25 protein-coding genes and 2 pseudogenes are annotated in these 22,393 nt (G+C 70.0%); 17 read left to right on the forward strand and 10 right to left on the reverse strand.

All coding sequences use genetic code 11. From position 1 onward, the window contains the following. Nucleotides 1-281 precede the first annotated feature (281 nt). The gene (locus ACWCQS_RS44735; protein ID WP_451009830.1) at nt 282-1,142 is read right to left on the reverse strand and encodes a polysaccharide deacetylase family protein; all 861 of its coding nucleotides are present in this window, start codon (nt 1,140-1,142) and stop codon (nt 282-284) included. A gap of 112 nt (nt 1,143-1,254) precedes the next feature. Between ACWCQS_RS44735 and ACWCQS_RS44740 the strand changes: the two genes are divergently transcribed. Next, nucleotides 1,255-1,395, forward strand: coding sequence for a hypothetical protein (locus tag ACWCQS_RS44740; protein ID WP_451009831.1), 141 nt, complete (start codon nt 1,255-1,257; stop codon nt 1,393-1,395). 283 nt (nt 1,396-1,678) lie between these two features. On the opposite strand, the gene ACWCQS_RS44745 is transcribed toward ACWCQS_RS44740, so the two are convergent. Continuing rightward, the gene (locus ACWCQS_RS44745; protein ID WP_451009832.1) at nt 1,679-2,263 is read right to left on the reverse strand and encodes a hypothetical protein; all 585 of its coding nucleotides are present in this window, start codon (nt 2,261-2,263) and stop codon (nt 1,679-1,681) included. Between the two features lie 199 nt (nt 2,264-2,462). On the opposite strand from ACWCQS_RS44745, the gene ACWCQS_RS44750 reads away from it, so the two are divergent. The 3 genes and pseudogenes from ACWCQS_RS44750 to ACWCQS_RS44760 form a co-directional block, all read left to right on the forward strand. Further along, nucleotides 2,463-2,603, forward strand: coding sequence for a hypothetical protein (locus tag ACWCQS_RS44750; protein ID WP_451009833.1), 141 nt, complete (start codon nt 2,463-2,465; stop codon nt 2,601-2,603). A gap of 219 nt (nt 2,604-2,822) precedes the next feature. Beyond that, nucleotides 2,823-3,149 (forward strand): putative quinol monooxygenase, encoded by a 327-nt coding sequence (locus tag ACWCQS_RS44755; protein ID WP_451009834.1) that lies wholly within the window; start codon nt 2,823-2,825, stop codon nt 3,147-3,149. A 153-nt stretch (nt 3,150-3,302) separates the two neighbouring features. Beyond that, nucleotides 3,303-4,321: pseudogene (locus tag ACWCQS_RS44760) on the forward strand (carboxypeptidase regulatory-like domain-containing protein); the annotation flags it as partial. A gap of 726 nt (nt 4,322-5,047) precedes the next feature. On the opposite strand, the gene ACWCQS_RS44765 reads toward ACWCQS_RS44760, so the two are convergent. After that, the gene (locus ACWCQS_RS44765; protein ID WP_451009835.1) at nt 5,048-5,611 is read right to left on the reverse strand and encodes a hemerythrin domain-containing protein; all 564 of its coding nucleotides are present in this window, start codon (nt 5,609-5,611) and stop codon (nt 5,048-5,050) included. A 182-nt stretch (nt 5,612-5,793) separates the two neighbouring features. On the opposite strand from ACWCQS_RS44765, the gene ACWCQS_RS44770 reads away from it, so the two are divergent. The 6 genes from ACWCQS_RS44770 (at nt 5,794) to ACWCQS_RS44795 (ending at nt 9,729) form a co-directional block, all read left to right on the forward strand. Beyond that, the gene (locus ACWCQS_RS44770; RefSeq protein WP_451009858.1) at nt 5,794-6,105 is read left to right on the forward strand and encodes a glycosyltransferase family 9 protein; all 312 of its coding nucleotides are present in this window, start codon (nt 5,794-5,796) and stop codon (nt 6,103-6,105) included. Between the two features lie 137 nt (nt 6,106-6,242). Beyond that, the gene (locus ACWCQS_RS44775) at nt 6,243-6,779 is read left to right on the forward strand and encodes a glycosyltransferase family 2 protein (protein ID WP_451009836.1); all 537 of its coding nucleotides are present in this window, start codon (nt 6,243-6,245) and stop codon (nt 6,777-6,779) included. Nucleotides 6,780-6,807: 28 nt separating this feature from the next. Further along, nucleotides 6,808-7,014 (forward strand): hypothetical protein, encoded by a 207-nt coding sequence (locus ACWCQS_RS44780; protein WP_451009837.1) that lies wholly within the window; start codon nt 6,808-6,810, stop codon nt 7,012-7,014. Nucleotides 7,015-7,066: 52 nt separating this feature from the next. Continuing rightward, nucleotides 7,067-7,525, forward strand: coding sequence for an STAS domain-containing protein (locus tag ACWCQS_RS44785; protein WP_451009838.1), 459 nt, complete (start codon nt 7,067-7,069; stop codon nt 7,523-7,525). Between the two features lie 123 nt (nt 7,526-7,648). Next, a complete protein-coding gene (locus tag ACWCQS_RS44790) occupies nt 7,649-9,178 on the forward strand; it encodes an ANTAR domain-containing protein (RefSeq protein WP_451009839.1) in 1,530 nt (509 codons plus the stop codon). 98 nt (nt 9,179-9,276) lie between these two features. Beyond that, on the forward strand, nt 9,277-9,729 hold the full coding sequence (locus ACWCQS_RS44795; protein WP_451009840.1) for an RpiB/LacA/LacB family sugar-phosphate isomerase: 453 nt from the start codon (nt 9,277-9,279) through the stop codon (nt 9,727-9,729). Between the two features lie 129 nt (nt 9,730-9,858). On the opposite strand, the gene ACWCQS_RS44800 is transcribed toward ACWCQS_RS44795, so the two are convergent. Beyond that, on the reverse strand, nt 9,859-10,224 hold the full coding sequence (locus ACWCQS_RS44800) for a DUF6479 family protein (RefSeq protein ID WP_451009841.1): 366 nt from the start codon (nt 10,222-10,224) through the stop codon (nt 9,859-9,861). Between the two features lie 165 nt (nt 10,225-10,389). Here ACWCQS_RS44800 and ACWCQS_RS44805 point away from each other — a divergent pair, with 165 nt between their 5' ends. The 3 genes and pseudogenes from ACWCQS_RS44805 to ACWCQS_RS44815 form a co-directional block, all read left to right on the forward strand. Further along, nucleotides 10,390-10,761 carry a ferredoxin gene (locus ACWCQS_RS44805; protein WP_451009842.1) on the forward strand — a complete coding sequence of 124 codons (372 nt, stop codon included), beginning with the start codon at nt 10,390-10,392 and terminating at the stop codon, nt 10,759-10,761. Between the two features lie 99 nt (nt 10,762-10,860). After that, nucleotides 10,861-12,039 (forward strand): acyl-CoA dehydrogenase family protein, encoded by a 1,179-nt coding sequence (locus ACWCQS_RS44810; RefSeq protein ID WP_451009843.1) that lies wholly within the window; start codon nt 10,861-10,863, stop codon nt 12,037-12,039. A gap of 425 nt (nt 12,040-12,464) precedes the next feature. Next, a pseudogene (locus ACWCQS_RS44815) lies at nt 12,465-12,989 on the forward strand (UvrD-helicase domain-containing protein); the annotation flags it as partial. On the opposite strand, the gene ACWCQS_RS44820 reads toward ACWCQS_RS44815, so the two are convergent. The 3 genes from ACWCQS_RS44820 to ACWCQS_RS44830 form a co-directional block, all read right to left on the reverse strand. Beyond that, complete coding sequence (locus ACWCQS_RS44820) at nt 12,886-14,199, reverse strand: low temperature requirement protein A (RefSeq protein ID WP_451009844.1); 1,314 nt, start codon at nt 14,197-14,199, stop codon at nt 12,886-12,888. The pseudogene ACWCQS_RS44815 and the gene ACWCQS_RS44820 sit on opposite strands and share 104 nt — an antisense overlap. A gap of 17 nt (nt 14,200-14,216) precedes the next feature. After that, nucleotides 14,217-15,173, reverse strand: a complete 957-nt coding sequence (locus tag ACWCQS_RS44825) for an SDR family NAD(P)-dependent oxidoreductase (protein WP_451009845.1) — start codon at nt 15,171-15,173, stop codon at nt 14,217-14,219. Nucleotides 15,174-15,472: 299 nt separating this feature from the next. Then, nucleotides 15,473-16,456: an aldo/keto reductase gene (locus ACWCQS_RS44830; RefSeq protein WP_451009846.1), complete on the reverse strand. Its 984-nt coding sequence runs from the start codon at nt 16,454-16,456 to the stop codon at nt 15,473-15,475. A gap of 109 nt (nt 16,457-16,565) precedes the next feature. Here ACWCQS_RS44830 and ACWCQS_RS44835 point away from each other — a divergent pair, with 109 nt between their 5' ends. Then, nucleotides 16,566-17,153, forward strand: a complete 588-nt coding sequence (locus ACWCQS_RS44835) for a TetR/AcrR family transcriptional regulator (RefSeq protein ID WP_351608054.1) — start codon at nt 16,566-16,568, stop codon at nt 17,151-17,153. A 42-nt stretch (nt 17,154-17,195) separates the two neighbouring features. Here ACWCQS_RS44835 and ACWCQS_RS44840 read toward each other — a convergent pair whose 3' ends face one another. The 3 genes from ACWCQS_RS44840 to ACWCQS_RS44850 all read right to left on the reverse strand — a co-directional run bounded on the left by ACWCQS_RS44840 (nt 17,196) and on the right by ACWCQS_RS44850 (nt 20,237). Beyond that, entirely contained in the window at nt 17,196-17,828 is a 633-nt protein-coding gene (locus tag ACWCQS_RS44840) for a UbiX family flavin prenyltransferase (RefSeq protein ID WP_451009847.1), read from the reverse strand. Between the two features lie 307 nt (nt 17,829-18,135). Beyond that, entirely contained in the window at nt 18,136-19,638 is a 1,503-nt protein-coding gene (locus tag ACWCQS_RS44845; protein WP_451009848.1) for a UbiD family decarboxylase, read from the reverse strand. Then, complete coding sequence (locus ACWCQS_RS44850; RefSeq protein ID WP_158916923.1) at nt 19,638-20,237, reverse strand: non-oxidative hydroxyarylic acid decarboxylases subunit B; 600 nt, start codon at nt 20,235-20,237, stop codon at nt 19,638-19,640. Before ACWCQS_RS44850 ends, ACWCQS_RS44845 begins: the two co-directional genes overlap by 1 nt. A 114-nt stretch (nt 20,238-20,351) precedes the next feature. Here ACWCQS_RS44850 and ACWCQS_RS44855 point away from each other — a divergent pair, with 114 nt between their 5' ends. The 3 genes from ACWCQS_RS44855 to ACWCQS_RS44865 all read left to right on the forward strand — a co-directional run bounded on the left by ACWCQS_RS44855 (nt 20,352) and on the right by ACWCQS_RS44865 (nt 22,227). Further along, nucleotides 20,352-20,801, forward strand: coding sequence for a MarR family winged helix-turn-helix transcriptional regulator (locus ACWCQS_RS44855; RefSeq protein WP_451009849.1), 450 nt, complete (start codon nt 20,352-20,354; stop codon nt 20,799-20,801). Between the two features lie 243 nt (nt 20,802-21,044). After that, nucleotides 21,045-21,218 carry a hypothetical protein gene (locus ACWCQS_RS44860; RefSeq protein ID WP_451009850.1) on the forward strand — a complete coding sequence of 58 codons (174 nt, stop codon included), beginning with the start codon at nt 21,045-21,047 and terminating at the stop codon, nt 21,216-21,218. A 427-nt stretch (nt 21,219-21,645) separates the two neighbouring features. Continuing rightward, nucleotides 21,646-22,227, forward strand: a complete 582-nt coding sequence (locus ACWCQS_RS44865; RefSeq protein ID WP_451009851.1) for a UbiX family flavin prenyltransferase — start codon at nt 21,646-21,648, stop codon at nt 22,225-22,227. Nucleotides 22,228-22,393 lie beyond the last annotated feature (166 nt).

Below are 22,393 nucleotides of genomic sequence, written 5' to 3' on the forward strand. Positions count from 1 at the left end.
CTTTGTTGCTCGTGAGACCCATGGGCTGTTACCTGCCTGCGCTCTCCGCCCGGCGCCGCCCACGCTTCGTTGCGAGGGCTTGCCCGGGGCTTTCCATGGCCTTTGACCCGAGGGGTTCAAGGTTTCTCGCGGAACTACGAGATGCGATGTTTGTCAGATAGATGGGAAAATATCGGGCGAGGTTCCGACCCGATCCGGCCGACCGCGGTGCATACTGCGCGGCCCGCGCCCCGAGGCCGAAAGGGTGCAACGGCTGCGAAGCGCACTGATTTCTGGTCGGTTCAGTGTCCGGCCGGCGGCTGGATGTAGTCCTCCAGGCGGGCCACCGCGAAGCCCTGTTCCCGGATGCGCCGGAGCAGATTCGCGAACATCTCCGTCATGGTGGCGCCCTTGAGCTCCGCAGGACCGCGGAAATGGGCGAGGATGATGTCGCCGGGACGCAGCTTCTTACCCGGGTCCTGGTACTGCATATTGCGCACCTGCATGGACTCACGCCACCAGACGATCGCTCGCGGCCCGCACTCTCCCACCGCGATCTTGGTGTTGTTGTTGTACGCCCCGTAGGGCGGCCGGAAGAGGAACGGGGCGGTGCCGAACTGCTGGGTGAGGATCTTCTGGTCGCCGCACACCTCTTGCTTCTGGCGGACCAGTGGGATGGTGTTCATCGCGGGATGGTGCAGGGTGTGGTTCTGGATGTGGTTGCCCATCGCCTGCAGTCGCTTGAAGTACCCGTAGTCCGACTTGATGGCGTCGTTCATCAGGAACATCGTGATCGGGATCTTCAAGTCCCGCATCATCTCGATGAACTTGGGGTCCTTCTCCAGTCCGTCGTCGACGGTGATGAAGACGACCCTCTGGGATGTCGGTACGTGGGCGAAGACCGGAACCGGGCCGGTCGCGGACAGCTTGATGGGCTTGTCCGCCGGGGGCTCGGGAGCCGCGGGCAGCGGTGTCAGGCCCCACTTCCGCCAGGCGGCAGGCTCAGCCGTGACGTGCGACGCGGTCCCCGGCGTGCCGCCGCCGGTGGTGGCCGCCGGACCGGTTGCGTTGCCACCGCTCATGCCACAGCCGCTCACGGACAGGGCCAGGAGCACGGCGGCCAGCGGGACGTAGAACCTGCCGCCCATGTTGCGTCGCTTCACCGCACCGGTCTCCTGACTGCAAAGCTCACCTTGACTCTGCTGGGAAGGTAACCGCGGCATGAAAGGCGAAGTTCAGCGGCGTGAAAGGCGAAGTTCAGCGGAGGGTGAGAATATGACCAAGGTCGACACCACCCCCGGCACCATGCAGGTCAGCACGGCCAGCGCCCGGCAGGTGCCGGCCGGTGCGGCGGGTGAAGGAGTCGCGCGGCTGGGATGGAAGAGGATGGCGCGTACGGGCGCCCGGTTGCCATGAGGTCTCAGCTCCTGCCGTCCACGTACATGGTCAAGATGCACGGGTTGGGGGAGAGGGTCCGGCGTCGGTGATCCGGTAGCCGTAGGGCGGTCGTCCGCCGAGGTAGCGGCCCTGGAGCTGGGCACGGGAGCACCCCCGAAGCAGCGCCAGAGGACGGGTGCTGAGCGGGCGCGTCCGTGGCGACTGTCCAGCAGTCGCCACGGACGCGCCCGCTCAGCTCCGTACGCTACCCGCGCCTGCCATGCAGCCGCCTCGGCCGACCGTCCACCGCCGCCTCGGCCCGCTAAAGGGCTTGGTCTTCTGACGGATGCCCGCTGGACGGGCCTGGTTCCCGGCCCCGGTGGTGTGCGGAGGCTTCCGCGACCTGTTTGAGCGCAGACGCCGTGGCAGAGTCACCGACCCTGGCGGGTTGCTCGTGCGGGTGGCTCTCGTGGCGGAAGTGGGAGGGCGCCAGCCTGTCGCCAGGACCGCGGTGCTGCGACAAGGTGCCGGCGGCGTCCGTGCGGGCAAGGTCGGCGTCGGCTGGAGGGGGCCGCCTGCTGTCCTGCGTGTCGTTCTCGGCGTTTCCGGCCCTGTCGGCCTTGGGCGCCTCCTCCTGGGCGCCTCGTCGGGGGCCCGGCTGGGTCAGCCACGCCACGGCCGCGCCGGTGAGAGCCACGGGCCATTCCACCACCCCGGCGACGCCGAGCACCCCGGCTCCGGTGTAGACCGCCATCCGCCGACCGCGTGGAGAGATCCCTCCGATCCAGTCCAGCGCACTGTCGGCGGCCTTGCCCACCTGCTCGGCTCCGGGCAGCCGGCGCAGCCTGGAACCGACTGCCCGAAACGGCTGCGGAAGATCCGATGAACTCGTCCTGACCTGGCTCATGTCCTGCTCCCTCCGACGTTCACAAGGGGTGCCGGCTCCCGAGTTTCCCGATGTCACCCCGCATATGCCCCCTGCAAGCGTGTCGGCTTCCGGGCTTGGACGAGGTGCTGCGGGCGGCTGCGGAGAGACTCGAGCAGGCGGGCAGCGTCCATGGTCGGGTGCCGCGCAGCCGGCGCCTGCACCAGGAGGACGACGGGGAGTGCGGGTGCCGGATGGCGGCGCCGTGGCGAACCGCGGCGACTGCATCGGCGTACTCACCGATCTCTACCTCGGGGGACGGCGCACCACGGCCGGGAGTCTCGCCGCGGAGATCCGGCGCACTCCTCCTGGTACGCCCTGAGGCGCTCCTGCAGGAGGAGGCACGAAGAGCGGGCCCGGCAGCCGCATGATCGGGTTCGTGCGGTTGTACACCGCAACCATCAGAACTGCTCCGTCAACGGACACGACCACGGCGGGCCCGCGAGGTACCGTCGCCACCCCGCTCCCGGACCCTCTCGGCGCGGGCGGCCGCCCGTCGTCCTACGATGAGTGAAGATCAAATGCGACCAGGGAGCGTGAAATGATCTTTATCACGGCCAAGTTCCGGATCAAGCCGGAGTACGCGGAAAGGTGGCCCGAGATCTCGCGCGAGTTCACGGAGGCCACTCGGCGTGAGCCCGGCTGTCTGTGGTTCGACTGGTCGCGCAGCCTCGACGATCCGACCGAGTATGTGCTCGTCGAGGCGTTCCGGGACGGCGACGCCGGTGCCGCGCATGTCCAGTCCGGCCACTTCAAGTCGGCGCAGCAGACCCTGCCACCCCACCTGGTCGAGACGCCGCGCATCGTCAATGCGGTCCTGGAGCAGGACGACTGGTCCCTGCTCGGGGAAATGGCCGTCCAGGGCTGACAGAGCCGCGGAGGGGCAGGGAAACGCGACTGCCGCATCCCCCTCGGCCGGAACATGCCACTCACCGGCACCATTGCGTGCGATGCCAGGGCCTCGCCCACCGCCAGACGGCAGTGGATCCACGTCACGGTCGAGGGCGCCTGGGCCCGCCCGTGCACCACGGCCAACGGCTGCTTCACCAAGGCCGACGAGCGCGGCGGCACCCACTACCCGGCCCCCAACGCGAGCTGGGCCGGCGAGATGTCCCTCGACCTCGACATGGCGTCCGCCGCCGCCCCAACACCCACATCCTGCTGGTCGAAGCGGACAGCACCAGCTTCGCCGACATCGGTGCCGCGGTGGACGAGGCGGTCGCGCTCGGCGCGAAGTACGTCTCCAACTCGTACGGCACCGGGTACAACAGCACACCGGGCACCGGCGAGGACCCGGCCGAGGCGACCGAGTTCGACCCGCACTACAACCACCCGGGCGTGGCCATGGTCGCGTCCAGCGGTGACAGTGGCTACGGGGTGGGCTACCCGGCTTCCTCGCAGTACGTCACCGCGGTCGGCGGCACGTGCCTCGTCCGCGACTCCAGCGCGCGCGGCTGGTCGGAGTCCGTGTGGAGCGACGCGGGCAGCGGCTGTTCGCTGTACGAGCCGAAGCCGGCCTGGCAGCACGACACCGGCTGCGCCAAGCGCACGGTCGCCGACGTGGCCGCGGTGGCGGACCCGGCGACCGGTGTCGCGGTCCACGACTCCTACCAGCAGGGCGGCTGGAACGTGTACGGCGGCACCAGGGCCGCCGCGCCCATCATCGCGGGTGTGTACGCCGCCGTCGGTACGCCGGTGAAGGGCACATATCCGACGAGCCACCCCTACGCGAACCCGGGGCACCTCAACGATGTGACCGCGGGTCGCAACGGCACGTGTTCGCCGGCGTATCTGTGCACGGCCGGGGCCGGATACGACGGCCCGACCGGGCTCGGCACGCCGAACGGCGTCGACGCGTTCACCACGGGACCGCACGGCGTCGTCACCGGTACCGTCACTGACGCCTCGACGAAGGCTCCGGTGGCCGGCGCGACGGTGGCGGTCGGCGACTCGACGGCCCTGACCGACGCTTCCGGTCACTACCGCACCTCGGCGCCGGTGGGCACGTACGACGTGACGGCGTCGGCCTACGGATACGCGGACGAGTCCACGAGGCGGACCGCCGATCGCCGGTACCCCCAACGCCCCTGGCAGGGACGGCAATCCGGCGTCGACCAGGCACAGTCCGCACACCGCGAGGGCCGGACAGGGCATCACCGAGGAGGACGCCGGGGGATCGCGGCTCCGCATCGGCCGGGCCGTCCGGGGAACTCGGGTGCGCGGGGACGGAAACCGCCGATGGGCGGAGGAGGTGCCGTTGCCGTGGACGACTGGGAGACATGGGAGATGCGCGACGAGGTACGGCTTTCGCCGCGCGAACGACTCGCGCTGCTGCAGATCGAGAGCTCCCTCAGGCAGGACCGCAGGTTCGCGCGGCGCATGGGCGACACCCATCGAGAGGTGTGGCTGCCGATGGCGGTGCTGCTACTGGGCATCGCCTCGGCGTTCGCGGCCGTCATGGGCGTCCGTACCTCGGACCCCGCACTGCTGTGGTGCTTCGCGCTGCTGTGGCCCCTGACCCTCTTCCAGGCGTTCCGCCTCCTGTGCCGAACCGTCCGCCGCCATTGCCGCTCCCGTTTCGGAGACGGAGTGCGGCCGTGGCTGTGAGAGTCCGGGGACGAGTCGGCGTGCGGGTCCTGTCGCGCCGGTGACCTGTCAACCGTTCCATTGATGGCGGCAGGATGGTCCCGGCCGATACGGCGCTGATCGGGGCCGCGGCGCCAAGGCCGGCCGGCCCGTCCTGGGCCGGCCCGGGCGCCCCGTCCCTCAGCTCCCCTTCCCCCGCCCGGACAGCGCGTCGCGCATCCGGTCGACCAGGCCCGCTCCCGGAGCCAGCAGCTTGTTGGCCGGGGGAGTGTCCGGCGCCGAGGGGTGCGGACGGGTGGGGGCCATCTTCTTGGCGCGGCGCACCTTGTCGCCGAGGTTCATCAGCGTGTCCGCCGAGCAGGCCGCCTCCAGCTTCGGGAAGAGGTTCTGCTCCTCGTCCATCACATGGGACCGGATCTCGCTCATCAGCTGTGCCATGAGCGCGTCGAACCGGGCATCGTCCGCCTTGAGGCCCTCCATGTCCTTCATGATCTGCTCGGCCTTGGCGTGGTCCTCGATCTCCTTGTCGGCCATGGCGTCCCCGCCGGTGATGTGCTCGCGCACCGCCGGGTACAGATAGGACTCCTCCGCGACCGAGTGCCGTACCAGCTCGATCGTCGCCTGGTCGGCGAGCGCCTTTCGGTCCTCCGAACCGGGCGGCAGCGCCGCGATACGGCCGAAGATCTCCTCCACCTCACGGTGATCGGTCGTCAGCTCCTGGATGACGTTTCCGCCGTGACCCATGTCGTCACCTCCTGCGAGACATCGGCGGCCGATGAGCGGCCTGCCGTCGCCGCGCCGAGTGCCCCGGGTGCGGCGCGCTACACGGGGCGTCCGCGCGTGATCAGCGCGCCGGGCGCCGGGCTGCGGCCGGCCGGCCCCCGAGCGCCGGCGACCTGCTCGCCGGCGGGCTGCCCTACCGGGAGCTGTCCGCGCTGGTGGCCGAGGCGTCCCTGGTGCTCAGCGGCGACACCGGCCTGGCGCACCTCGCGGTCGCCCACGGCACCCGCTCGGTCACCCTGTTCGGCCCCGTCTCCCCGCGTCTGTGGGGACCGCCCCCGAGCCCCGCCCACTTGGCCCTGTGGAAGCCGGGCCCGCCCGGCGATCCGCACGGCCGCACCCCCGACGCCCAGCTGCTGCGCCTTCGCTCCGCAGAGGTCGCCGCGGCCTGCCTGACCCTGCTCCGGTCGGCCCGCGGCGCGCGACAGGCCGGACCGGAGGCCGCGCATGTCCTCTGAGTCCGCCACCGGCCTCACTCCCCTTGACACCGCTGCGGGCGACCCGCGGATCACCGTCGCCGTCGTCACCCGCGACCGGCCGGTCAGCCTGCTGCGCACAACTCGACGCGCTGGCCGCCCTGCCCGAGCGGCCAGCGGTGATCGTCGGCGACAACTCCCGCGACGACGGCACCCGCACGGCCGTACGCGGTCACCCCGCCCTCGCCGGCCTGCTGTGGCCCGCCGCCAACACCGGTGCCCTGGGCCGCAACCTGGCCGTCCGGCACGCCCGCACCCCCTACGTCGCCTTCAGCGACGACTCCTGGTGGGAGCCGGACAGCCTCGCCGGCGCCGCCGACCTCCTCGACCGCCACTCCCGGCTGGGCCTGCTCGCCGCCCGCACCCTGGTCGGCGACAAGGCTGCTGACGACCCGCTCAACGCCGTCCTCGCCGGCTCGCCCCTGCCACCGGAGCCCGACCTGCCCGGCCATCCGGTGCTCGGCTTGGCCGAGTGCGCTGCGACCTGCTGCGACAGGGCTGGTGGCTCGCCGACGCCGGGGACCTCACCGTCCACCACCAGCCTCCCGGCTGCGCGACGGCACGGCTCGGCGTGTCCTCGGGATCCGCAACACCCAGTGGTTTCACCTGGCTGCGCCGCCCACTGCTGCCGACGCTGCGCCGCACCGGCCATCTGATGCGCACGGTTCCCGGGACTTCGCCTCCGTGCGCGCCTTCGCCCACGCCACCGCCGGGCTGCCATGGGTACTGCGCATGCGCGACCCGGTGCCGCCCGACCTGGAACGCCGGCTGGCCGAGCTGGAGCGGGCCTCGCCGAACCTCACCCGCCCGGCGGTGTGTCGGCCGAACCGCGCCCGGTGCGACACGCCCGTGGAGAATCGTTGCGTCGGGCGTGGGGCGGGGGCACAGTGAACCATCCCGGTCAAGACGCGGCTGGCTGATCCTTCCCGACCCAGGAAGCCCGATGTCCATGGAAAAAGGTCAGCTGTCCCGTGCCCGGGTCCGCCCCGGCGGCCCGGCCCCGCTGCTCCTGCAGACCGTGCACGAACACCGGCCCGAGGCCGGCGACGTCAGCGTCCTGAAGGCGCGGGGTACCGTCGACGCAACCAACGCCATGGAGTTCTCCGAGACGCTCGCCGAGCACATCGCCCAGGCCGACCGGACCGGCGAACACGCCGTCCTGGACATGACCGAGGTGTACCTCGCCTGCGCGGCCGCGGTACGGGCCGTGGACCGGGCCACCGGGGTCCTGGCCTTCTACGGACGCGCCCTGCCCGTCGTGCAGCCCCGGCCGCATGTGCGGGAGGCGCTGCGCGCCGCGGAACTGCCGGGCGTCCGGGTGCACGCCACCATGGCGTCCGCCCTGAACTCCCTGGAGGCCCGCAGGCGGGCCGGCCCACGGCCCGGCGGCACCGGTTGGTGAGCACACCGGCCCGCCCCGTCCCGCGCGGTGGGGGCGCGGCCGGCGGCCGGGCCGTCACCGCGCACAGCGGTCAGGAAGAGGCCGCCCGAGTTCGTCGCGCCGTCCTGTCCGGGTGATGCCACCATGAGTCCCTCTTCCGAACCGTCCGCCGCCCCGGCACCGCTCGTCATCGAGTCGTGTGTCGTCGACGGGCTGCCCGCCGAGGCGGCGCTGCTGCTGCGCATGTCCGGCAGCCTGGACGCCGCGGGCGCCCAGGCCTGGTCGGCGGAGCTGCGCGGCCATCTCGAACAGGCGGACCGCGCGGGGCTGCGGCCCGTCCTGGACATGGCCCATGTGCAGCTCGGCGGCGCCGCCGTACTGCACACGCTCAGCGAGGCGACCCGGTCGCGCATCGGACGCCCGGACCTGATCATCGTCCGCGCCCGGCCCGGGGTGCGTGAGGCCGTGCACCTCGCCCGCCTCGACGGTGTCCGGCTCTACGCCACCCTCGACGAGGCGATGCGGGAGCTGGCCCGGGTCGGTTCCCGGGTGGAGGAGCTGCCCGCCTGGCGGTCGCAGATGGCGGATCCGCTGCGCCCGAGCTACGAGGATCTGCGCAAAGAGGTCCGCGCGCTGCGCGCCCGCGTGCGCACCGCCCCAGTGATCGGCATGGCACAGGGCGTGCTCATGGTCCGCTACGGCCTGCCGGACTCCGGCACCGCTTTCCGGGCGCTGCGCGAGGCCTCGCAGCGGTTCAACGTCCCGCTGCGCGTCCTCGTCTCCGCCGTGGTCGTGGCCCGTGCGCCGGACGGCGAGGTGTGGTTCCCGGGCCGCCGCTCCCTGCCCGTGCCCCAGCTGCGGATCCTGGCTCGCGACGGCCGCGACCCCCGCTACCGGCGGCAGATGATCGACGCCGTGCTGCACGAGGCGCTGGCCATCGGGCGGGCGCCGGCCGGATACGTACGGTTCGTGGACCCGGCCGTGAACGCGCTGATGCTGGAGACCCATCACGGTTGCGCGGAGACGTTTCTCGACCTGCTCGTGCGCGGCCGGGACGAGGGCACGGCCGACGCGCTCGCCCGGCTGCGCGGACGCCGGGTGAGCGTGCCCGACGTGGCCGCCGACGCCCTGCTCTCCGAGGAGACCCGGCGCGTCCTGCTGAGCACGGGCACCGGCGCCCTGCAGAGCATCCCCGTGGTGTCCGCGGCCGGCTCCTGCACCGGCGTGATCACCCTGCAGTGGCCCGACACCGGGCGCCGGCCGACCACCGCCCAGGCCGAGGCCCTCGGTCTGCTGGCCTCCGACACGGCGGCCTGGCTGAGCTGGTACCACCGCTCGGTGCTGCTCGACGCCCTCGAACACCTGCACCGTACGGTGACCGGCTCCGCCGCACCCGCCGAGGACGGTGAGGGTGACCTGCGCCGTCCTGGAAACCCGGAGCCGGTAGGCACCACGTACGACCCGGAGGGAGCCCGGCGCATGTCCAATCCGCAGCAGCCCGAACAGCGGCGCAGTGACCAAGGGGGCGGCACTCCGCAGGACAGTGGCCAGATGAAGGCCCGGCAGGAAGCCGAGCGCGCCACGGGCGGCCGCCCGCACGGCTCGGACAAGGGCGAGAAGGGCGGCGGCGAAGGCGGCGGCGTGCCTCCGGCGCAGCGGCCAGATCATCCCTGAGTCCCCGCGCCCCGAAAAGGGGCGCGGGATTGTGTCCGATGTGCGGCTGCGCGGGCGTGATCGTCCACGGCGCGCCCGCGGGTATTACCCTCCAGGGCATGCGGATCTCCGTCTCTTCCGACATGGACGAACCCGTGGCCCGTTCACTCGTCGAAGACCTGCGCCGGCGCGGCCACGACGTGCGGACGCACGGCGCCCTGCGTCCCGGCGCCGACGCGCAGTGGGCGGCCTGCTCGGAGGCGGCCGCCCGGGACGTGGCCGAGGGTGCCGCCGATCAGGCGGTGGTGTGCTGCTGGACCGGCACGGGCGCGTCCATCGCGGCCAACAAGGTGCCCGGCGTGCGCGCGGCGCTGTGCACGGACGCCGTCACGGCGGACGGCGCCCGCCGCTGGAACGACGCCAACGTCCTCGCGCTGAGCCTGCGCCTGACCTCCGAACCGCTGCTGAGGGAGATCCTCGACGCCTGGTTCGCCGGCGAGCCCAGCGAGGACCCCGAGGACCGGCAGAACGTGGCCCGCGTCGGCCGCCTGGACGCCGCCCGGAATTCCTAGGGGCGTACGGCGGGCCGACGCGGGCGGGCCCGAGTGTCGCGGTGGTCGTCTCGTCGCGGTGGTCGTCTCGTCAAGGGCGGGAAGCCGGTCGTTGCCGGGTTCGGGACGTCGGTCGTTTCCGGGTGGGGGTCAGTGGGCGCCGAGGCCGCCGCCGCCGAAGGAGCCGCTGGAACCCCGGCTCCAGCGCGGACGCTCCTTCGTCGCGCTCGGCCGGGAGTCCTGGTTCCTCAGGTCGTACGGCGTGAGCGGCCGGCCGCCCTTGGGGATCTCGGGGACCTCCTCGTAGTCCCTGTTCTGCCGCACCTCGCGCACCGGGCCCTCCGGCGGCAGCGTGGGCTGTTCCTCGGGCCGTGGCCGAGGCGACTCGCGGTACTTGACGCGGGAGGTCATCCAGAAGCCGCCGGCGAGCAGCGCCAGGACGCCCACGGCCACGATGAACAGGACGAGGCTCATCAGGCCGCTCGCTGCGGCCAGCTGCATCGATGCGGTATCCATACAAGAGGAATACCCCACTCAGAACCGGACGAACCGGACACCGACTGTGACCGGTGGTCAACGGACGGCGACCTGCCTCTGTCGACGGCGTGTCCGGGCGCCCCACGACGCCATCTGGTCCCCGCGTATTGGTTTGTGGCCCGGCACCCCGGCTACCCGCACCGTGTGACATCGCCGAGTTCGCAGCAGCTCTACCGGTTCCTGGAGGACCGATTCGCGTGTGCCCAGGCGTGTACGGAGTGTGCCCGGGCCTGTGCGGTGCGCGCGAGCCTGGTCGACCCGGACGGCACCGAGCGGCACGAGCGGGTGCGCAGGCTGGGCATCATGTGCGCCGAGGTGTGCGACGCCACGTGCCACGTGCTGTGCGAGGAGAGCCGGCAGGACGAGGATGAGATCCGGGTCCGGCTGGAGTGGTGCCGCTCGGTCTGCCTGGAGTGTGCGCGCGCCTTCGACGAGCAGCCCGGTGCCGAGTCGGCGGCGGCCACCTGCCGGTCCTGCGCCGACGCCTGCTCGGAGTTCCTGCGCAGCCTCGTGTGATCCTCGACGGAATTCTTCCGGGGCGCGTCATTCCCTATTTCTGAAACACGTTCTACGGTGTGCGCCGTCAGGACCGCCCGTGGGGAGCCTGGAGGCGCCGTGCATCTCGACCACACGCCCGAGCAGCAGCGACTGCGCGCCGAGCTGCGCGCCTACTTCGCACAACTGGTCCCGGACAACGCCTACGCCCGGTACGCCGACCCGGTCGCGCAGAAGCGGTTCTACCGCGACACCATCCGCCGGCTCGGCACCGACGGCTGGCTCGGCGTCGGCTGGCCCGAGGAGTACGGCGGGCGCGGTATGACGGCGATGGAGCAGTTCATCTTCTTCGACGAGGCCGCGCAGGCCGGCGTACCGCTGCCGCTGATGGCACTGAACACGGTCGGCCCGACGCTCATGCGGTACGGCACCGAGGAACAGAAGGCGTACTTCCTGCCGCGCATCCTCTCCGGCGAGATCGACTTCGCGATCGGCTACAGCGAGCCCGACGCCGGCACCGACCTGGCCGCCCTGAAGACCAGGGCCGTACGGGACGGGGACGAGTACGTGGTCAACGGGCAGAAGATCTGGACGACGAACGGCGACACCGCCGACTGGGTCTGGCTGGCCACCCGCACCGACCCCGCCGCCCCGCCGCACAAGGGCATCACCATGCTGCTGGTGCCGACCTCCGACCCGGGCTACTCCTGCACCGTCATCAACACGCTGGCCTCCCACGACACCACCGCGAGCTACTACGAGAACATCCGCGTCCCGGTCTCCCGGCGCGTGGGCGAGGAGAACCAGGGCTGGCGGCTGATCACCAACCAGCTCAACCACGAACGCGTCACCCTCGCCGCGCACGGCACCATGGCCATCCGTGCCCTGTACGACGTGCAGCGCTGGGCCATGGAGACCAAGCTGGCCGACGGCCGCCGGGTCGCCGACCTGCCCTGGGTGCGCCGGCTGCTCGCCCGCACCCACACCCGGCTCGACGCGCTGAAGCTACTCAACTGGCAGATGGTCAGCGCCGTCGAGAACGGCACGCTCACCCCGCAGGACGCCTCCGCCGTCAAGGTCTACGGCTCCGAGGCCCGCCGGGACGCCTACGCCTGGCTCATGGAGATCGTCGCGGCCGCGGGCCCGTTGAAGGAGGGCTCGGCGGGCGCCGTTCTGCACGGCGAGCTGGAGCGCGGCTACCGCTCGGCGGTCATCTTCACCTTCGGCGGCGGCAACAACGAGATCCAGCGCGAGATCATCTCCTGGATCGGCCTGGGGATGCCCAGGGTGCGGCGCTAGTCGCCTGTGACGAGGATTTTCAGTTGGCACAAAAGAGGGATAGTTGGCACCGGAATTAGCTGGGATCGAAACCGGGCGGCTGAGCCGTGACACGGCAGTTGGCACGGCAAGGGTGACCCCAATTCACGCTCGAGTGGTTGCCGCCTGCCGGGCCGCCAGTTCTCCGTTGGCGCCGCGTCCGAGGTTCCCCGAGGACGTACACCAGCGGCAGCGCGCGTTCTGGCGGGGATCCTGGAGATGCCGTTCGCGAGTTCGAGGGCGGTGGATGACTGATCCGAGATCGTCGTCGTTCTCGTGCAGGCCGGCGGATGCGAGAAGGAAGTGGGTCACGGCCTCGCCGACGGTGAGTGTGTTGAAGGGCATCACGCTGGGTGCGGGTACACCAGGGACGTACCGGGCTTGCTCACGCTCGGCCTTGGGGTGCATCCGATGCTGTCATGCCGTTCGCCGTGAAAGCGTGGCATGACCTGCAGAATCCTGAGCGCGGCGTCGTGCGTTTCGAGCACGACCACTATCTGAAGATATGGGCCCTGACCGACCTGAAGATCGAGGCCGACTTCCTCCTCCTCGACGAGGCTGAGGACACCAACCCGGTCCTGGAGCAGGTCTTCGCCGCTCAGCGCGCCCACGCTCAGCTGGTCATGCTCGGTGACTCCGCTCAGGCCATCTACGGCTGGCGCGGCGCTCGCGATGTGATGACCGGCTTTGAAGCCGTCCACCTCACCTTGACCCGCTCGTTCCGCTTCGGCCCAGCGCTGGCCGAAGAGGCCAACCGATGGCTGCCGTTCACGAAGGCCCCCATCCGGCTGACCGGCACCGACGAGGTTCCGACCGAGATCGGCGTGGTCACCAGCCCCGACGCCGTGCTGTGCCGGACCAACATCGGCGCCGTGACCGAGGTGATGCGACTGCTGACCGCCGGTCACCGGGTTGCCCTGACCCGCGGCGGGCCTCGGCGAAGGACTCCTCGTGGGCGAGGCGGTATGCCACGGCGAGGCCCCAGGGGACACCGAGGAGCAGGACCAGGGCGAGGCCGAGAATGAGGGGCGTCGGGCGTGCCGCACCGACTCCCGCAGTCACGGCGGCCACGGCGAGGCAGGTGCGGGCCAGGGGCCGGTAGAACCTGTGCTCCGGGCGCCAGAGGCGCAGGGAAGTGGCGAGCGCTGTCGTGGCGCAGAGCACGACGGCCGTACCCCCGCAGAGCACCCAGGCGGTGGCGGTGGGAGTACGGTCCTCGTGGGCGTGCTCGACGAGACCGACCATGGCGGCGCCCATGGCGGCCACCGCGGCCGTGAGCGGCAGGTGCACCAGCATCCACAGCACGGTGCTCCCGCGTGTGGTCTTCGGCAAGCGGTGTCCGGCGAAGTCGAAGTATGTCCACCAGGCGCCGAAGCCGACAACCACGGCGACGAGCGCGACGGCGAGGGTGAGCGCGTTGGTCGGCTCGTGGGCCAGTCCGTCGACCACTCCCGTCACGGTCTCGCCCAGCACGATGATGATGAGCAGCCCGAACCGTTCGGCAAGCGCGTCGGTCACGCTGAGCGCGACCGCCCGTTCCGGGAACGCCCACCCCAGCATGACAGCAAGCCACGCCAGGTACGCGGCCGCCAGCAGACCCCACGTCAGCATGCGCAGGCCTGCGGGCAGGGCGGCGCTCGCGGCCAGTACGACCGCGCACAAGGCCGTCCCCGTCACGAACATCCTGCTGGGACGGCGGAATTCTGCGCTGTCTCCCCGTGCGGCGAGCAGCCACAACACCGCCAGCACTGCGAACAACACCCCCGCGTCCACGGCGAACGCGACTCCGCGTGCACCGCCCGCCTCCGGGATGAACGCACCCAGCGGGACCAGTACCAGGATCTGCAGCAGGAACATGCTCCGGCCGCGGGCATCCTCGTACCCGTGCAGTTCGTGGTGGAGGCTGCCGTTGAACCAGCCGATCCACACCAGCGCGAACACCACGGCGAATTCACCCAGTCCGTGCCAGGTCAGGTGCCCGGCCAAGTGGTGGGCGGCCTGGGCGACCAGTACGACCACGACGAGGTCGTAGAACAGTTCGAGCGGGCCGACCACCCGCTCGCGCGGCTCCTCACCATGGGCGCGCGGCGGGCGCCACAACTGGCTGCGCAGCCGGGCCCACTGCTCGTGTCGCGACGTCATGCCGGCAGCGTAGGTCGCTAGCGGGCGAGATCCTCGGACACGGTCCACAACCGGGCCGCGTTCTCCCGGTCCAGGGCGTAGGGCGCGACACCGGCGACCGCACCGGCCCGCTCGGCGACTGGCTCGGCCTCGGCACAGTCCTCGAAATAGCGGCCGGTGATGCCCTCTACCGTCGGAGAGGCTGCCAGCAGCACCGAAGTCGCGGCGCCCTGCTCCACCGTCTTCTGCGGCGGCAGCGCGATGGCGCCCGAGGCGATGAAGTCGGCCACTTGCTGCATGTCCATGTGCCGGGCCAGGGAGGTGTCGCCGACGTTGCCCGGCATCAGCGCGTTGGCGGTGATGCCGTCGTCGGCCCATCGTTCCGCGGCGCCGACGGCGAACAGGATGTTGGCGGTCTTCGACTGACCGTAGGAGGTCCAGGGGTCGTAGGGGCGGAAGCGGTAGTCCAGGTCGTCGAAGACCACGGGTGAGAAGAGGTGGCCGATGGAACTCACCGAGACGATCCGGGCGCCGCCCGCCGCCGCGAGAGCCGGGCGGAGGCCGACGGCGAGGGCGAAGTGCCCCAGGTGGTTGACGGCGAACTGGGTTTCCCTGCCGTCAGGGGTGTGGGTGAGTTCCCGCAGGGCCATCACTCCGGCATTGCCCACCAGGATGTGCAGCGGTCCCGTCCAGGCGGACACGAACGCCGCGACCGTCGAGCGGTCGGCCAGGTCGAGTCGCCCCACGGTCAACTTCCCTGATTTCGAGGGTAGTTCGGCCTTCAGGCGTGCCACCACGCGGGCTCCCGCGTCAGTGTCACGCACTGCCAAGGTGACGTCGGCGCCTGCCGCTGCGAGCGCCCGAGCTGTCTCCACGCCGATTCCGGAACTGGCTCCGGTCACCACGGCCCGACGGCCGTGGAGGTCGACGCCGTCGATCACATCGGCGGCGGTTGTGCTTGCCCCGAACGTGTGGGGTGTCTGAGGCACGGACATGAGTTGAGTCTCCTGATCTGAGAATGGCGAGGGCCTCACCGTGTGCGGCCTGGTTGCCGATTGCGTTCGGCGGCCCCGGCAATGGGGATCGGTCGAAAGGCGAGGCCGGACCGCCGGTACGGGGTCTGGCCGGGCCACCGGGAAGACGGCGAACGACCGACAGGAGGCCACGCTGATCCGGGACCGTATGACCGGCTGGTGGCACGGGAGCCGCTCAAGACGTGGGGGGCCTGGTGCTGTGTGTCGGGGGTCAGGGGGTTGTGGCCTCGCAATGAATCTCGTGACGGGCCCGTCGGCTGTCAGCCGTTGAGCGTTCCCATCAGCTCGGGTGCGTAGCGGTCGCCGGTGACGACGCCGTGCGGGGCGACGGCCTCGATCGCGGCGATGTCGTCGGACGTCAGAGTCACCTCGGTCGCGGCGACGTTCTCCTCGAGGTAGCGGCGGCGCTTGGTGCCGGGGATGGCCACGGCGCCCTGGTGCTGGACCCAGGCGAGCGCCAGCTGCGAAGGCGTGACGTTCTTGTCGGACGCGATGCGGCGGACCTCGCGGACGACGTCCAGGTTGCGGGCGAAGTTCTCGCCCTGGAACCGGGGGTCGGTACGGCGCCAGTCGTCCTCGGCGAAGTCGTCGGGGCTGGTGATCGCGCCGGACAGGAAGCCGCGTCCCAGCGGGGAGTAGGCGACCAGGCCGATCCCCAGCTCCCGCAGAGTGTCGCGTACCCCGTCCTGTTCGATGCCACGCTCGAAGAGTGAGTACTCGGTCTGGACGGCGGTGAGCGGGTGCACGGCGTGTGCCCGCCGGATGGTCTGCGCCGAGGCCTCGCACAGCCCGATGTGCCGCACCTTGCCCTCGGCGACCAGCTCGGCCAGGGCGCCGACGGTTTCCTCGATCGGCACATTGGGGTCGATGCGGTGCAGGTAGTAAAGGTCGATGTGGTCGGTGTCCAGGTGCCGCAGCGAGCGTTCGAGGGCCCGCCGGACGTACTCGGGCCTTCCGTTGAGGCCGAGCACGTTGCCGTCGTCAGTGATCTCCACGCCGGTCTTGGTGGCGACCACCGCGGCATCCCGCCGCCCCGCCAGCGCCTTGCCGAGCAGCTGCTCATTGATGAAGGGGCCGTAGCTCTCGGCGGTGTCCAGCAGGGTGACACCGAGTTCCAGCGCGCGGTCGATGGTGGCCAGCGACTCGGTCTCATCGGTGGCGCCGTAGAAGGCGCTCATGCCCATGCAGCCGAGGCCTTGCGCGCCGACGATCAGACTCTGGCTGCCCAGTGCGCGGTGTTCCATGAGGGTTCCCGTTCTGTCGACAGTGGTAACTAACTGGATAGATACAAGACCGTAGACCTGCGGCCCGCGCGTGTCAATAACTGGATAGTTACTTGCTAGTGTGGCGGGCATGTCACGGGACTCCAGCGCCACCAAGGCCCGGCTGCTCGACGCCGCCTTCACCGAATTCGCCGCGTACGGCATCGCCGGTGCCCGAGTAGACCGCATCGCCGAGACCGCGGGGGTGAACAAGCGGCTGATCTACGTCTATTTCGGTAACAAGGAGCAGCTGTTCGACGAGGTCTTGCGGCGTGCGCTGACCGCGGGTGCCGAGTCTGTGCCGTTCGACGTCGAGGACCTGCCCGGATACGCCGGCGCCATCTTCGACCACCTCGTCGCACGGCCCGATCTGATGCGCCTGCGACTATGGAAACTGCTGGAGCGCCCCACCGCCACCGGACCCGAGGCCGAGGCCTTCGGTCACAAAACGGCCGAAGTGGCCGACGCGCAGCAGCGTGGTGACCTCGCCCGGGAGATGGAGCCTGCCGATCTCCTGACCATGGTTCTCGCCGCTGCCCAGGCGTGGTTCTGGGCCGCCGAGGGCGTCGACCCCAAGGAGGCCGGCCAGTCCTGGTCGGCACAGCGGCTGGCCCTGCACCGCGCGGCGGTCGTTGAGGCCGCCCGCCGTATCAGCGAACCCAGGACCGCTGGTGAGTAGCAACGGGAGGCAAACGCGCCCGAAGCTGCCGGCCACGGTCCGCTACCGCGCCTGAGTGTGCTCGCGTCGCGCTGCGGTGTCGGTGCCGTCCCACTGGTAGCGATCGGTGCCGGGCAGGCCCAGGAACTGCAGGACGCGTTCGACGAACTCGTCCCGCAGTTGCGCGAGTGTCTCCGGCACGTTGTAGTACGTCGGGATCATCGGGTACACGGTGGCTCCCGCCTCCGTGACAGCGACCATGTTGCGCAGGTGGATGAGGTTCAGCGGTGCTTCCCGGAGACAGAGGACGAGTTTGCGCCGTTGCTTGAGCATCACGTCCGCGGCTCGCTCGATGAGGCTCTCGGTCTGGCCGTGAGCGATGCGTCCGAGTACGCCGGCGGCACACGGCAGGATGATCATGGCGTCGGTGGGGTAGCTGCCGCTGGTCACCGGTCCTGACATGTCGGCCGGATCGAGGAAGCGGACTTTCGCCGACGTGGCCTCCAGGGCCTGGACCACCGAGTCCGGATCTTCGCCGGTCTGGAATTCGAAAGCCACCAGCTTGCGCCCGTTGGCCGAAACCAGAAGGTTGACGTGGCCGACCCGGTCGTCTCTCTGAAGTGAGGCGAGCAAGGCTTTGGCAACTCCGGTGCCGCCCGCTCCCGTGACAGCAACTGTCACATTCTGCTGGGTCACGTCTGTCCCCTTCTTGACGCATCGGGCTGGCGACCGCACCTTCTCGTGCCTGACGGATGGAGGTCTCGAGGCCGTCGTTGAGGACCGCTGTCCGCGTCGGTCCGACACGCACGCTGATCGGTACCTCGTCACGCGGTCGCCAAATCCCATGGGTCACTCGGCCGGCGGCTTGTCGTGATGACTCATTCACCCGGGCGGTGGCAGCCGACCGGCTCCGAGCGAGGGTCTCTCGGGGCCGGCGGCCGAGCATGCCGGTCGGGAGACGGCCACCTGGTGGATACCTCCCGCGATCCGCGGCACCCAGGCGTCAGCGCGATGCGGCAGAGCCGGTGTCGCCTGCCGACTCGGATTCGGCGGCGAGGACCTTGGCGCGCACATCTGCCGGGAAGACGCCTTCGAACGTTGCGGGCGGTACGCGTCCGCTTCCCACCGCCGGGAGCAGGGCGTCGTGCACGACGACGGCTCCCCAGCCGTTGTGCAGTTCCTCCTCCGTGAAGCACGGGTACCACGGCATGATCGGTCCGTGCCACTGCTCCTGGCGGAGGGACGGGTGCACCCTGGTGGCCAGAGCCCACAGCAGATCCGAGTCGTTCGACGGATCCACGTCGTCGTCGAGGACGTAGACGACCGGGGAGAGCCGCCCCACCCGGGTGCCGTTCAGCACCTCGCCGATGCGGTGCGCGAAGCGCGCGGTGTCCATCCCCGGCAACGAGTCGCGCCAGTTCTGCGGGACGGTGATCACCGTCCAGAAGCAGGCGGCACCGAGCGGGAGCCAGGCCGTCGTGATCGGCAGTCCCGCCTTCCGCAGGACCGCGACGACCTCTGCGGAGATGCCGGCAGCCGGTGCGACGTGCGAGTCGTCGACAGGCCGGCCGGCGGCGGCCAGCGGCCAGATCGGGTCGTCCCGGTAGGTGATCGCCTCGATGCTGAAAAGCGGTTGCGGCGACGTCTCGGGCAGTGCCCAGCCGTGGAACTCCGCGAACGGACCCTCCACGGCGTCGCGGGTCGCGGACAGGTGTCCCTCGATGACGACCTCGGCGGAGGCGGGCACTTCGAGATCGTTCGTCTCGCACTTCACGACGTCGACCGGCTTGCCCAGCACCGCTCCGAGATACGCGCCCTCGTCGACTTCGGTCGGGACGGTCATTCCGCCGACGACGGCAATGCCCGGGTCGCCTCCCTGCACGAGGGCGTAGGGCATCGGCTCACCGATGGCCTCCCACTCGCGCCAGATCATGCCGAGGTGCTGGCTCGCCAGCACCAGTCCGGTCATGTGCCGGTCGTCGATCTTCATGATCCGGGAGATGGACCAGTTCGTCCATCGGCCGTCCGGTGTCCTGGCGATGATCACGCCCCAGGTGTTGACGTAGGGGCCGCCGTCGTCCTGGTGCACGCGTGGAATGGGGAACCGGTCGAGACGGGCTTCGTCACCCGTCAGGATGTTCTGCTTGCAGGGTGCCGAGTCGGCTGCCACCCGCCGAGGTGGGAGCAGTTCCTTCGTGCCTGCTTCCCTGAGGTGTTCGACCAGTTCGGCTGCGGTCGTCGTGTACGGCAGACCGAGAGAGAGGGAGACCCGCGCCAGCGGATGCCCGGGAATGCTCGACAGGGCACCCGGGGCGCCGATCATGCGGAACCCCTCGTCGACTCCGCTGAGGTGCTCGAAGAACGGGGCGGGCCTGCCGTTCTCGGTGGACCGACGGGTGATGGCCGACGCTTCCAGGTTCGGATCGATCACGCGTGAGATCCGTTGAATGTCCCCCAGCTCTTCGAGCGCGGAGATGTAGGACCGGAAGTCATTGATTTCAGACATCAGTTGGTTACGCCTTTCAGTTCGGAGGGGCGCGGCATTCCGTCCCAGCGCTGCGCCGAAGCCACCTGGATATCGAGTTGGTCCAGGACTCGGACAACGACATGCTCAACGAGCTCGTCAATGGTTTTCGGACGGCTGTAGAAGGCCGGCATCGGCGGCACGATCCTCGCTCCCATGCGCGAGAGCGCCAGCATGTTCTCGAGATGGATCTCGCTGAGCGGAGTCTCCCTCGGTACGAGCACCAAGGGGCGGCGCTCCTTCAGCGTGACGTCGGCAGCTCGGGGGATGAGACCGTCGGCATATCCGGTTCGGATGCCGGCGAGGGTCTTCATGCTGCACGGCGCGACAATCATTCCGTCCACGCGGAATGAACCTGATGAGATCGCCGCCCCTTGGTCGTTCCACGTATAGGTCACGTCGGCCAGGTCGGTGACTTCGCGGACCGACAGGTCGGTCTCCAGATGGATGGTCGCCCTGGCCCATTGGGACAGAACGAGATGAGTCTCCACATCCGGCTGCTCCCGCAGCCGGCGAAGCAGTTCGACACCGAAGACGGCGCCGGTCGCTCCGGTCATCCCCAAGATCACACGTCGGGACATGGGCTCAACCTTCCGTACACGGTAAGTCCGTACACGGAACAATGTAGCTGCCGAAACTTCCGATTGCAAACAGTCCGTGTACCGACTGACCGTATACGGAGGTAGCCTGTACTTATGACGACCGGAGCGCGATACGACGGGATGCTGGAAGACGGCATGGCCCACCAGCTGCGACGCGCCTCGCAGGCGGTGAACGCCTCGTGGCAGCTGCGCAGCGGTGACCTCACACCTCCGCAATTCGCGGTGCTTCACGTCCTGGACGAGCGTGGAAGCCTCGACCAGAAGACGCTGGGCGCCCTCGCCGCGGTCGACCGGTCGACGCTCACCCCACTTCTCGACCGGCTCGTGGCCCGCGGCCTGATCACCAAGAGCACGGACCCCGGCAACCGCCGCCGGCAACTGGTCTCCCTGACTCCTGCCGGGCACGAACGAGCGGCCCTGGGCCGCCAGCAGGCACAGGAGACAAGCCGCTGGATCGAGGAGCTGCTCGGACCCGAGCGGCTCGCTACCCTGACCCTGCTGCTCAAGGAACTCGGAGACGCAGGCCGCGACCAGCAGCCGTAGTGAGGGAGCCAGCAAAGGGGCGTCGCGTCGTGCTGTCCCCGTTTCCGGGGCCGGGGCGCGGAGCCGATGGTTTCGTGGCGGCTGGTCGCGAGCTGTTCGTGACCCGCGGCTCGATCGGAATCTAAAGTACCGGCGCGCCGGCCGCGGGTGACACGGCCCGCTTCCCTGCGAGCGGCGGCCAGCGGATCAGCACGGGGTCCCTGCCGCCATCAAGCGATCACCCTCACACCGTTCAGAAGCGAGTTGGTTCTGGACGACGCCGATGTCGAACCGCCCGAGCTCGGCAGTGAGTCGCTGTCCTGCGGGCTGGTCTATGGCCCCGGGCATGGACAAGCAGAAAGACACACGTGGACGTCCTGGGCCCGGGCGGGCTCGTACGACCACTTCACCCAGGGCTGGGGCATCGTGGTGGCCTAGCGATTGCCCAGGCAGGGCTCGCCGATCAGCAGTTCACGGTGCTGCTGCCCGGAAGTGACGACGAGCGGGGTGTTCCCCCGGTAGGCGGCGACGAGGTTGCCCAGCGCGTTGCCCAGGCCCGCTGAGGAGTGCAGAACTCCTGCAGGAAGGTCTGCTCGGTCGATCCGGGATTCCCGAACACCGTGGTGAGCTGCAGGGAGCGCAGCAGGGCGTAGGTGACGCTGTGGACAGTGGAGTTCTCGGTAGTCGGTCGCCTTCCTGCCCGACCGCTCCCGGATTGTTCAGTCATCTGACGCATGCGGAGCGGCCCCGCCGCGTGGTGAGAATCGGTCGTAGCCAGTTTCGAGCGGCTCGTTCGCACTCAGGACCTTCACGATGCGTGGGTAGTTCCGCTCGAAGTGATCGCATGCGGAGGCGGTGGATACCCATGCCACGGAGAATGATCGTGGGGATGACGGGGGTGACCGGAGCCGTGTTCGGTGTCGAATTGTTGCGCCGACTGCGGCAGCAGCCGGATGTGGAGACCCATCTGGTGTTGTCCCCGTGGGCCAGGTCGACCGTGCGACTGGAGACCGGATTGTCGGCGCACGAGGTCACCGACCTCGCGGACGCGACGTACGCGTGGAACGACCAGGGCGCGCCGATCTCGTCGGGGTCGTTCCGGGGGGACGCCATGGTCATCGCGCCGTGCGGCTTGAAGACGCTGGCCGGAATATGCACCGGCTGTGCCGAGGGACTCATTTCCCGTGCGGCCGAGGTGACGCTGAAGGCGGGGCGTCGGCTGGTACTCGTGGCACGGGACCCGCTCAGCGAGAGTCACCTGGAGAACATGCTGGCGCTCACGCGCATGGGAGCTCGGATCGTCCCGCCGATGCCCGCCTGCTACAACCGTCCCGAGACGATCGGGGATCCGGTCAGCCATGTCGTCGTCCGCGTCTTGGACCAGTTGGACATTCACGTGCCGTCGGCACAGCGCTGGAACGGCATGTCCCACTCTCCCGCGTTGTAGGGAACCAGCACCGATGTCCGCGATCACCGACCTCCGGACCTACCTATGTGACCTCGAAGCGCTCGGGACACCCACCACGGCCTCGCCTACGGCCGCGGCTCACCAGGCCACCGCTTCCGCCGCCGAGGGTGGACGCCGCCTCCCCGCCCTGCAAACACGACCCCCG

The organism is Streptomyces sp. NPDC002076, from assembly GCF_053593835.1.